Genomic DNA, 11,518 nt, shown 5'->3' with positions numbered 1-11,518 from the left:
TCATATTTTCAATAGTGAATTTTGCTTCGCAAAGTGAATGGTGAATGGCTGTAGTATGTAAAAGAAATTGACAAGCGAAGCGAATTGACGATTCACAATTGACAGTTGCCCTTTTCATATTTTCAATAGTGAATTTTGCTTCGCAAAGTGAATGGTGAATGGCTGTAGTATGTAAAAGAAATTGACAAGCGAAGCGAATTGACGATTCACAATTGACAGTTGCCCTTTTCATATTTTCAATAGTGAATTTTTGCTTTGCAAATTGAATGGTGAATGGCTGTAGTATGTAAAAGAAATTGACAAGCGAAGCGGATTGACGATTCACAGTTGCCCATAAAAAAAGCCTCATTACAATGTATGAGGCTTTTTTTATATAGCTGTAGCTTTTATTAACGATCGTTGTTGGATGTTTCTTCTCCAATGTTCCAGGTAAGACCGAAACGAAGTGTGTTATCCAATGCACTGTTGATTTTAGACATGTTGATCAGGTAAGAAAGATCAAGACCGAAAGAACGGTATCTTAACCCAACACCCGCTGTAGCGAACTGTCTTGCTCCCTGCTCTTCACTTTCATGGAAGTAACCTCCTCTTACAGAAAAAGCGTTGTCATAAGAGTATTCTAAAGCACCACTATACATGATACTGTTTTTATTTTTGAAAGATTTTCCGATACCAGCCATTGGCCCTACATTCGGGATTTGATAAATAGGCTGTCTTGTATTGGGATCAATTCCTGCATATTCAGATCCGGGAACCAAAAGTTTTGAACCTTCTACAGAAATTCCAACTCTGTTCATATCATCCAGGTACATGTCATATCCAACCCCTAATCTTGCCATTGTAGGAAGATAAGATCTTGATTCTTCATTTCCTGTATAATCCAGTTTTGGACCTACGTTCTGAATCGCTAAACCTGCATTCACTTTACCATCATATCCTCCGATACTAGAGAATCTTGGTGAGGTATAGTATGCTGAAACGTCTACTGCGAAACTGTTAGCCGCTTTAAGTGTAGTGTCTGTGTTGAATCCTCCGGCTAAGTCTGAACGGATAAATCTACCGGTAACAGCACCAGAGAATGAATCAGAAAGCTTCAAAGCATAAGCAACGTCAATTGAGAATTCGTTTGGTTTTGATGTACCCATTGATGCAATTTCTGTACCTACCAACTGAGTCAGGTCTACCTGCCCCATGTTGAAATAATAGATACTTGCAGAGATTGTAGATCTCTCTTCCTGCCCCAGAAACTTATGGAACGAAGCATATAATAAGAATACATCATTGGTAAGTTTTCCCATGTAAGGCGTATAGTTAAGACCTACGGAAGAACTTGTTCTGCTGAAAGGATATTTAGCCGCATTCCAGAATTGTGAAAATGCATCCGGAGAGGTTACCACCCCTTGATCTCCCATACCTCCTGATCTCGCATCAGGCGCAATTCTTAGGAAAGGGGCTCCGGTAAGAACTGGGTTTACTTTACCTAAATCTTGCGAATAGCCTAAAAAACCAGCACTCAAACCAAATCCTAAAAGCAGTTTAGTAGTTAAATTCATATGTTGTCTTTTATATATTATCAGTTTTTTGTTAATATTATTGTCTATGTATTATTTAATTATTTCAAAAGTACCATTTTTTCTACAGCTGTAGCACTTCCTTTGCATTTTTCTTGATTTTGACTTTTTGCAAATATCTTAAAAATATACGTACCTTTTGCTACTGTTGCCCCAAAATCATCTCTTCCGTCCCATTCTATTGCCTGACGTGGGGTTCTAAAGCCCTGTAGGAACGGTTCTGCAACTACCGGTTGTGATAAAGTTCTTACCAATCTTCCGGTTATTGTATAAATTTGTACGTTCACATCCAGAATATCATCACAATTGTGTTCAAACTGAATGTAGGTTTTATTCGTAAATGGATTTGGCCAGTTCAAAGGACGGTTAATCACTAGGTGTTGGTCAGATTCATCTTTAACTTCAAAATTTAACGTAGCAGATGTAGAATTATTGTTTATATCCCAAACTTTAAATGTCAGTTGGTGTTGTCCAATTGCCAAATTTCTGAAAGGATAGGTTACATTTCCTTTTTGGTAGTCAGCAAGACTTGGATTTAAACATCCGTTTCCTTCTCCCGCAGAGTAAAAATCATTTAAAACAACGGTATTGATAATCTGCCCGTCCAGGTACGTTGTAATATCGTGACCAACCCCTGATCCTGTAGAGTTGATTCCTGTGTCATCCGTAAGACAGGCAAGAAGCATTGGGTTTTGGTTGGTAATTCCACCATCCGCAAAGTTGGTGTTATTCATGTACAGTTTTACCTTTGGAGGCTGGCTGTCATTCACTCCATTAGGGTTAATATCACCTACTTGTACTGCCTGATTGTTGAAAACATCCGTTGCTTTGTTGTCTGCATAGGCTAAAATTCTTCCCTGACCCACCGCATAGTTGATGTCCTTAGGAACATAGAATTCTGCAGTGAATACTCCGTTTACAGCAGTTCCGGCAGCTTTTACAATAGCACTTCCTTCCTCTGTATAATCTAAAACCGGGGTTAAAACTCCAGTGTTATTTAATGTTTTTTTATTTAATCTCTTATCAAAAATATTGATACTGACTTTTCCGTTGAAGGTATTGTTCAATGTTCCGTTCGGATTATTGATGCGTCCTTTTATTTTTACGAAATCTAATCCTCTGATCAGTCCCGGAACAGGAGTTTCAATGTTATCAATGGTAAGAAGTCTTTGCGGTCTGCTTAATTTCATGGCAGGATCACCCAGGAAGTTTACCTTTAAATGGTTATTGTTTGGCCCCTTTTGTTTTTTAGCCAGTAAATGGGCATTTCCTAACGTATTGAAATCGTCACTGGTTAGTTTAAAGATATTCTGAGTGAATGTATTCGTAAAATCACGTCCGTAATCTACCCCGATAGCACGGCTGGAAGTAATCATTGCTGATGCACCTCCCTGCTTCATTTTGATAAACTGTTCCCCTACAGAATTGGTTGCAGGCTCATCCCATAACGTAAATTCACACGTAATGGTAGATACAAACGGGAATCTGCTGTATACATTAGAGAAATTATTGGCATTCTGAACCTCAGTAGATGTTAATACTCTTTCCTGTGCCCAGCCGTTAATTCCTCCATGCCCGAAATAAAACAGATATAAACTGTTACCAATGGCATTGGAAATAGCCTGGTTTACCTGTGGATATCTTCGTCCCCCAGATGTACTCTGAGCGTTAAAGGCATCCATATATAATTTTTTAACGTTGTATTCTTTCAGCTCCAGCTGGCCAGGTTGTTCAAATATAGCGGCCAGACTGTTGTCCATTACATTGTGGAAAGGACTTCCTCCTTCATTATTATCATCCACAACAAAATCAAGTCGCATACGCCAGTCTCCAAAAGGAGTTGACTGCCCCTGAAGAGAGTTGTAATAAGCCAGTGTTTTATTAATCATATCTCCGGCTTCACTTGCGTTTGCAGCGGGTATTCTTCCCACAGGCAGATCCGGTAAATTGTTTTCAATTAATAATGTAGTTTGTGGCTTGGTCATTACAATATAATCATCCGTTACAAATGAGGATACGTAATCTGAAGATTGCTCACTCTGGTAGCTGGGAACAACGTTTGTATTATTGGGAACTCTGTTTTTATAATCAAATGAAGCATCGCCCAGAATAAATACATACTGAAGCCTTCCAAGAGGAGTATTGAGCTTGCTGACAAAATCTCTTATAGCTGTAAGATCTTTACTACCGCTGCCGTATTCTTCGTAGATTTTGTTGACATCTACAATTTCCACTTTATAATTATGAGCAGTCTGATGATAATTGGCAAGTCTCTGTGCCTGGCCCATCATTTCAGGAACTGTCAGAATCAGGTAATCTATATTTTGTAAAGCGGAAAGATTTTGATTGGAAATTCTTCCTACAAACTGTGGACTGAAAGCCGCATCAGCACGAAAAGCCACAAATTCATTATTGAAATTCGGATCAGCGGCTGTATAAGCAAAGTTGAATGAGCCGGCTCCTGCTTTATTCACTCTTCGGCTGACGTTGGTAATATCCGTTACATCCCATACCTGCTCTATATTAGCAGCATTGGTAATGCTGAATCCGTAATCTGTATTGCTTCCACTTACAATTGAATAATCCCTGAAGTTCATCTGTGAACCATTGAACGCAAGGTTTTCTTTGTACTGTACTTCTACATAATCAAAATAGAAAGTTCCGTTAGGGTTTTTGGAAATATCAGGATTCAACACCATTGTAATCTGATTTCCTGTAAGATTGGTAAGCGCCCCGGCATACGTTACAGGGTAAAAAGTATACTGATAAGATGGAGTATCCGTAGGGATAGTCTGCAGTGGATGAGGATTTAAATTATTGATCTTAAAATCAATCGTATTCTGTTGCGAATTATAGGCTACCACCTGAGTTCTGTATCGTATAACATCACCTGCCTGTATTGGCGAGTTGGTACTAAGTGTCACTGTTTTTTCATTACTGAAAGGAGTGTCCTCCACCCAAGTTCTACCAACTTTCAACAAGTTTTTTTGGTCCTTGTTGATCACCTGGTAATTGTCATACCTTGTAATCAGCTGTGCAGGAAGGGTTCCATCAACAGTCGGAACTCTTTTTCCAGCACCTTTGTCAAAGTTGATATAATAATAAGAAAAATCTTCATAGATATTTTTGACATTATTGCTTCTTTCGCTGAATCGGGTATCCTTTCTTTTAAAACCATTTCCATTGGAAGTGTCATAAAGGTTATAACCATCAGGACCCTGTGCGTAGAAAAGAGCATAATCATTATCATTCCATACTCCGTCATCTTCACCTACTACCTGAATGGAATTCTCCTGTAAGGCTCCATATCTTGCATCCTGGTTATATTCAGGAAGCATTACCCCTCCGTTCCCATAAATTCTGAAATTCTTAGGATTTACAGATCCGGGATTGATTCCGTTGTCTTTTAAAAACTGAGATGTGATTTTGAATACGCCGGACTTGTCGACTTTTATTTTGTAAAAGTTGCCACTTGATAATGGGTTGCCGGTTGTGCCTATCTTATTAACAGTTCCGGTAGTATTTACAAATGAAGAGGCTTCTGAAACATTAAACGAAGATAATCTCTGAACACGGCCTTTTACATTTTTAAACAAAGCAACACTGATACTGGCATAGCTGTCTCCATCCAGATTATAATAGGAAACATCTGCCACATCATAATCAGGAAGTCTTCCTTTATCCAACTCAAATAAATCCTGAGCAGGAACGTTTTCCCAGACAAGATCTGAAATTTTAAGCTGCTTTTCTCCGATTTTTTGCTTGGTTACTATAAAAACATTATTTTGGCTGAAAGAAAAGCCCTCATTTTTAAAATTAGGAAGATTTAATTTTGTATCGCCAAAATCCTGAATTTTCGATCCATTCCATTCTATGGTGTTTCTTTGGGCGTAAAGTGTTGATGCAAAAGCGATTAAAGATAAAAGCGTAATTTTTCGTTTCATGTTTACTATTGAAATTGCTAAATTACAAAATAAATGAAAATTTTAGAATTAAATTGCGATACAATAAAATTAAATTGTTAACGTTTTTCAAAAAAATCAAATGTTTACTTGATTTATTGAATAATTTATTTTTTCTTTGTACTTTGAAAATATTTATATCGACTATGAAAAAACTAAAGTTGTTTTCATTAATAGCATTAAGTTCTACACTTGCATTAACCAGCTGTGGCGGATCAGGAACCAGCAAAGGTGGCGGTACCAAAAAATTTGTCAGTAAAACAGGTTGGAAACCAAACGAAAAACAAGGTTGGTTTTTTGCAGGAAAGCAACAAAAGCAGAAGGGGTGGCCTGGAATGGTATATGTAGAAGGTGGAACTTTTACAATGGGATTAGTGAAAGATGATGTTATGCACGATTGGAATAACACGCCTCGCAGAATGCAGGTAAGTTCATTCTTTATCGGAGAAACAGAAATTACTAACTACGAATACCGCGAATACCTTACATGGTTGAAGTATGTATTCCCACCAAGTGATCCTAGTTTTAAGGAAATTTATAACGGTGCTTTGCCGGATACCTTATTATGGGACAACAAATTAGCAAGAAACGACTATAATGAAACTTATCTGCGTTCTCCGGAATTTGATTACTATCCGGTAGTAGGTGTTTCATGGACTCAGGCAAACAGATACTGTGAGTGGCTGACAGACAGAGCAAATGAAAAAGCTTTGATGCAGTCTGGTATTATTGCTAAAGATTTGTATATCAACGAATCCAATAACCAAGGAGGGACTGCATTTAACATGGATAAATTCAAATCGAATGATCCTGAAATGCAAGGATATATCAATGAAAAAAGAATGCAGCAAAAAACTGGTATGAAAACTACAAACCAGAGATTGCTTGCAGCTAACAGAGCGCCAAATTCTGCTATGGTACAGAAGTTCAGACTTCCTACCGAAGTTGAATGGGAATATGCAGCTCTTGGTATGGCTAAAACGAGAGAGTACAACCAATACCTAGGTAAAAAACCTGAAATCGAAAGATTAAGAGGCACCAAAGGAAGAGACAGAGGAATGTTCCTTGAAAACTTCAAAATGGGTAAAGGTGACTATTCAGGAATCTCAGGATGGAAGAATGACGGTTCTGCACAGACTTCTGACGTAAGAAAGTATCCATCTAATGATTTAGGTGTATATGGTATGTTCGGAAACGTTTCAGAATGGACTGCAGATGTTTACAGACCAATCATTGATGAAGATTACAGTGATTTCAATTACTATAGAGGAAACATGCCTCAGGCTATCGTAAGAAACGGTGACGGAACTTATAAAATGATCGACGAAGGCTCTATCAAATATGATACTTTAGCTGACGGAAGATTAGTTTACAAAGGACTTCCTGGACAATTTGAAAGACAAACTATCGCTGATTACAGAAACTACAGAGATGGTGACAGACAGTCTTCTTTAGAATATTACAGAGCTTCTGATTCTGCTGCCGGATTCGATATGTACAATGCTCCTAAACAAAGCTTTGTTGTAGACGGAAACGGTAGAGTGAAACTTCAAAAAGATACTAAAGACAGAACTTCAGGAATTTCTAACGAGGTTAGAGTTGTAAAAGGTGGTTCTTGGCAGGATACAGCATATTGGCTGGATCCGGGACAAAGAAGATATAAAAATCAAAACAGAGCTTATGGTTGGGTAGGATTCCGTGTTGCACAGGATTCAAGAACTAACGATAAGGGTAGAACTAGAAGATAATATTTATCAAAAAATACTTATAAAAAACCTTCCGAACTTTCGGAAGGTTTTTTTATTTTTGAACCATGAAATCGCTTGGGTTAAAAAGTCTGAAATATTCCTATAGATTTGGCGGTTGCATATACCTCTTTTAAAAAATAATATATATTTCCACATGAATATAGAACAGTTTTATCCTTTATTTCTGCAGGCTGCGAAAGTGACTATTGACAGCAGAAAAATAGCAGAGAACGATATTTTCTTTGCCTTTTCCGGTGAGAATTTCAATGCAGCTACATTAGCAGAAAAAGCCATAGAAGATGGAGCTTTGGCCGTAATTGTTGAACTTCCGGAGTTTGAAAACAGAGATAAAAATATTTTCTATGTTCCGTCTACTCTTGAATTTTTACAGCAATTGTCTCTTTATCATAGAAGCAAACTTACCATTCCTTTTATCGGGCTTACGGGAAGTAATGGAAAAACGACTACCAAAGAATTGATTCATGCTGTCCTTTCGGAAAAATATAATGTGCAGTATACATTTGGAAATCTGAATAACCATATCGGAGTTCCTTTGACAATTCTTTCCATTAAACCGGAACATGAAATGGCCGTAATTGAAATGGGTGCTAATCATCAGAAAGAAATTGAGTTTCTGTGTACCATTGCCCAACCTGATTTTGGGTATATCACCAATTTTGGGAAAGCTCATTTAGAAGGATTCGGAGGTTTTGAAGGTGTGATTAAAGGAAAGTCTGAGCTTTACGATTATCTTAAAAACAATAACAGAACTATTCTTGTTAATGAAAATGATCCTATCCAAGCCGAGAAAACTGAAAACTATTTACCTAAGATTACTTTTGGAAAAGATACATCAGATTACAATTTTGAATCTTTTTCTGCAGAACATTTTGTAGGATTGACTTATCAGGGAGTAAAAGCAGTTTCAAAACTGACTGGAGAATATAACTTCACCAATCTTTGTGCAGCGGCAACTCTGGGACTTCATTTCGGAATTAGTTTTGAAAAAATAAAACACGCTCTGGAATTGTATACACCTACCAATATGAGATCGCAGGTTGTGAAAAAAGAGGGGAGAACTCTGGTGCTGGACACCTATAATGCTAACCCAAGCTCTATGACTGCTTCACTAAATAATTTCATCAGTTTTGAAGGCAGTAAAACTATTATTATCGGAGATATGCTGGAATTGGGTGATGAAAGTGAAAAAGAACATCAGAACATCTTAAAATTGGCTCAGGATCTTAACTTCAATGAAATTATCACAGTAGGAAAACATTTCAAAGAGGTTAATTCTTCAGATCTTGCTTTTGAAAATACAACTGTCCTAATAGAATATTTAAAACAGAATAAAATTCAGTCTGAAAATATATTGTTGAAAGGCTCCAGGGGGATTGCTTTGGAAAAGCTAATCGACTTTGTTTAATTATAAAAAGAAAAAAGGAGGTTGAAAGTTGTTGAATAATAACTTCCAGCCTCCTTCTTCCAGCTTCTGGCCTTTAAGCTTCCAACTTCTTTATATCCCAGAATTCCTGTACAATCAGGATAATATTTTTGAAGGTACTTGGAAAAACTTCATGCTCAATTTCTGATGTCGTTTTCCATGCCACCTCGGTAATGCCTTCTTCTATTTGCGGTTTGGAAGTATCTTCTCCGTCAAAGTTCATTTCAAACCAATGAGTACATTTTAAGATTTTTTCACCATTTCTTTCTACATAGATATGGTAGGTGGTATTGATGAATTTTCCCAGCTCAACATCACTCAGGCCGGTTTCTTCTTCTATTTCTCTTACTGCAGACTCTTCTCTGGACTCTCCTTTTTCCATCTTACCCTTCGGAAGATCCCATTTGCCGAGCCTTTTAATAAAAAGAATCTTTCCTTCAGGGTTATTAACAAGGCCCCCTGCCGCTTCTATAATTCTGAAAAGTTTTTGGAATTCCTGCCGTATTTCATCCAAATTCTCTCCGTATACATTGAGTTCCTGTACAGAAGTATTCTCCAGAAGATCTAAAGCGATCTCTAAAGTTGTATAATTTTCATACCTAAGCTTTTTTTCAAGCTCTTCCGGATGCTTAGATATCAATAATTTTTTTTCGTTGACAAAAACTTTATACATTTGTAATAGTTAAGAATTTAAATACAAAAATAAAAAATGAATTTAGAAGGACGAAAGATTATTGTCAATAAATCATCTAAAGAACTTACCGAGTTACTGAAATCACCTGAAAATTATAAAGATTTTATGCCGGATGGTCTTCAAAAATTTGAAACAAGAGATAACGGATTTAAATTCGGATTACAGGGAATGCCGGAAATTGCGTTAAAAATAGATGAAGTGGATGATCAAAAAGCTGTTTTAAGATCTGCAAGTTCAAGCCTGGACTTCACTTTAACGGCAACTTTGAACCCTATCAATGATAACCAGACTGAAGTTCAGATGTTATTTGAAGGGAAATTCAACCCATTCATCAAAATGATGGTAGAAAAACCGTTACAGAATTTTATCAATACGCTTACCGATAAAATCGAAGCCTATAAATAATATGAAAACCTTCTTTTTGAAGGTTTTTTTGTTTTTTGATATGAAATTTATGCTATGACTCCTGAACAGTGGTCATAGAGACTTCCTGTAGCGGAAGAAAGTACATTCACTTCGTTATTTATCTTTAAAACCCCCATAAAAGCGAAGATCAGAGCTTCCTTATAATCAATGATTTCTTTTTTAGGGATGAGCACTTCAGTTGGGGTTTTTGATTTTATTTTTTCAATTAAAAATGAGTTGTAAGCACCTCCGCCAGTAATAAGGATATTCTTTATGTTATTTTTATTAATAACATTGGCGATCTGTTGTGCGGTATGCTCTGTAAAAGTGGCGAGAGCATCTAGGATTTCAATATTTTTAAGAGCTGGAAATATATGTTCATAACACCATTCGATTCCCAAAGATTTTGGGTGCGAATGCTGATAAAAATCTAAAGAATTAAGATCATTCAGTAAAGTTTCATTTATTTCTCCTTTTTGAGCTAGCTCTCCGTTTTCATCAAAACTTTTGTTGATTTGTTGTGCCAAATGATTCAAAATAATATTAACAGGAGCTATATCAAAAGCTATTCTTTTTCCGTCTGATTGTAAAGAAATATTGGAAAATCCGCCAAGGTTTAAACAGGCGTTGTACTCTGAAAAAAGTAACTCATCACCTATAGGAACCAGTGGGGCTCCGTTTCCATTCATCAGCACATCCTGGCTTCTGAAATCGTAGATAACGGGTAATCCGGTTTCCAACTTGATTGCTCTGCCGTCACCAATCTGAAGGGTAAATTTTCGCTCAGGCTGATGGAAAATCGTATGACCATGAGAGGCAATCAGGCTGATATTTTCGAGCTGATGTTTATGAATGAATTCTTTCACCTGCCGACCAAGGTAAAAGCCATATTCTGAATTCAGTTCCAGTAAGTCTTCAGCTGAAAGATGAATGGAGTTTCTAAGCTTGTTTTCCCAATCCTCAGAATAGGGGATTGTCTCGGCTTTCAGGATCTGAAAGGTCCATTTGTCTTGTTTTTCAAATTCAGCAAGACAGATATCCAGACCGTCCAGACTTGTCCCGGACATCAGTCCAATAGCCAGCGCTTTCATTCTTTTTTTGGATTATTTTTTATTCTCAGAAATTCTCTTTGAGCTGAAATCTCCTGAATTGTTATAGAAAGTATATTCAGAAAAGTCATCCTTCGCGGTCATTCCATTGGCACCTACTAGTGTAGAACCGTCTTCCATGGTAACATATACTGTATCTTTAGTATAGATTCTGTTTTTTCTTTGATCCCAATAAATGCTTTGCATTGCAAATCTCTGCCCTTCATTGGTTTTTATCCTTACGTCACCTTTTGCTTCGTAGAATCTTTTATACTCAAAAATACGGGCATATTTAGCTGTAATCCTTCCGGGAACCTTAGGCTTCTTTTTATCAAAAAACTCAATGTCGATTCCTTTTCTGGCTACTACATACGGGCTGTCGATCAGTTCATACTTTTCAATGATGGGCGCTTTGGCTTTTAAAGTAACAAAGCCGGAGTCACGCTGTATAATATTGGCATTATTGATAATCTGTGAAGGGAAGTTTTTGCTTTGGCTGCCATTTCTCTTGGTAAGATCCTCTTCACAGGATGTCAATATAAAAAATATAGCACAACTAAAAAGGCATGCTATATTTTTATATGATATTTTTTTTGAAAAATTCAT

Annotated in this window: 8 protein-coding genes; 3 read left to right on the top strand and 5 right to left on the bottom strand. The window is 37.0% G+C overall.

Going from position 1 to position 11,518, the window contains the following annotated elements; genetic code table 11:
* Positions 1-389 precede the first annotated feature (389 nt).
* Positions 390-1,553 carry a type IX secretion system outer membrane channel protein PorV gene (gene porV / locus FW780_RS07875; RefSeq protein ID WP_047378455.1) on the bottom strand — a complete coding sequence of 388 codons (1,164 nt, stop codon included), beginning with the start codon at positions 1,551-1,553 and terminating at the stop codon, positions 390-392.
* A 59-nt stretch (positions 1,554-1,612) separates the two neighbouring features.
* Positions 1,613-5,515 carry a type IX secretion system sortase PorU gene (gene porU, locus FW780_RS07870; RefSeq protein ID WP_149833088.1) on the bottom strand — a complete coding sequence of 1,301 codons (3,903 nt, stop codon included), beginning with the start codon at positions 5,513-5,515 and terminating at the stop codon, positions 1,613-1,615.
* Positions 5,516-5,679: 164 nt separating this feature from the next.
* On the opposite strand from porU, the gene gldJ reads away from it, so the two are divergent.
* Both gldJ and FW780_RS07860 read left to right on the top strand, forming a co-directional pair.
* A complete protein-coding gene (gene gldJ, locus FW780_RS07865) occupies positions 5,680-7,281 on the top strand; it encodes a gliding motility lipoprotein GldJ (protein WP_149833087.1) in 1,602 nt (533 codons plus the stop codon).
* A 154-nt stretch (positions 7,282-7,435) separates the two neighbouring features.
* A complete protein-coding gene (locus FW780_RS07860; RefSeq protein WP_149833086.1) occupies positions 7,436-8,707 on the top strand; it encodes a UDP-N-acetylmuramoyl-tripeptide--D-alanyl-D-alanine ligase in 1,272 nt (423 codons plus the stop codon).
* Positions 8,708-8,780: 73 nt separating this feature from the next.
* Here the strand turns inward: FW780_RS07860 and FW780_RS07855 are convergent, their stop codons facing one another.
* On the bottom strand, positions 8,781-9,398 hold the full coding sequence (locus tag FW780_RS07855; protein WP_149833085.1) for an NUDIX hydrolase: 618 nt from the start codon (positions 9,396-9,398) through the stop codon (positions 8,781-8,783).
* Positions 9,399-9,434: 36 nt separating this feature from the next.
* On the opposite strand from FW780_RS07855, the gene FW780_RS07850 reads away from it, so the two are divergent.
* On the top strand, positions 9,435-9,824 hold the full coding sequence (locus FW780_RS07850) for a hypothetical protein (RefSeq protein ID WP_047378450.1): 390 nt from the start codon (positions 9,435-9,437) through the stop codon (positions 9,822-9,824).
* A 47-nt stretch (positions 9,825-9,871) separates the two neighbouring features.
* Here FW780_RS07850 and FW780_RS07845 read toward each other — a convergent pair whose 3' ends face one another.
* Together FW780_RS07845 and lptC are read right to left on the bottom strand one after the other, a co-directional pair.
* Complete coding sequence (locus FW780_RS07845) at positions 9,872-10,915, bottom strand: anhydro-N-acetylmuramic acid kinase (protein WP_149833084.1); 1,044 nt, start codon at positions 10,913-10,915, stop codon at positions 9,872-9,874.
* A gap of 12 nt (positions 10,916-10,927) precedes the next feature.
* Entirely contained in the window at positions 10,928-11,518 is a 591-nt protein-coding gene (gene lptC / locus FW780_RS07840) for an LPS export ABC transporter periplasmic protein LptC (RefSeq protein ID WP_149833083.1), read from the bottom strand.

Origin of the sequence: Chryseobacterium sediminis (assembly GCF_008386505.1) — a bacterium.
In the GTDB taxonomy this organism is placed as follows: Bacteria; Bacteroidota; Bacteroidia; order Flavobacteriales; family Weeksellaceae; genus Chryseobacterium; species Chryseobacterium sediminis.
The sequence above is the reverse complement of the archived record's forward strand: the minus strand, read 5'-3'. Positions and strand labels throughout refer to the sequence as shown.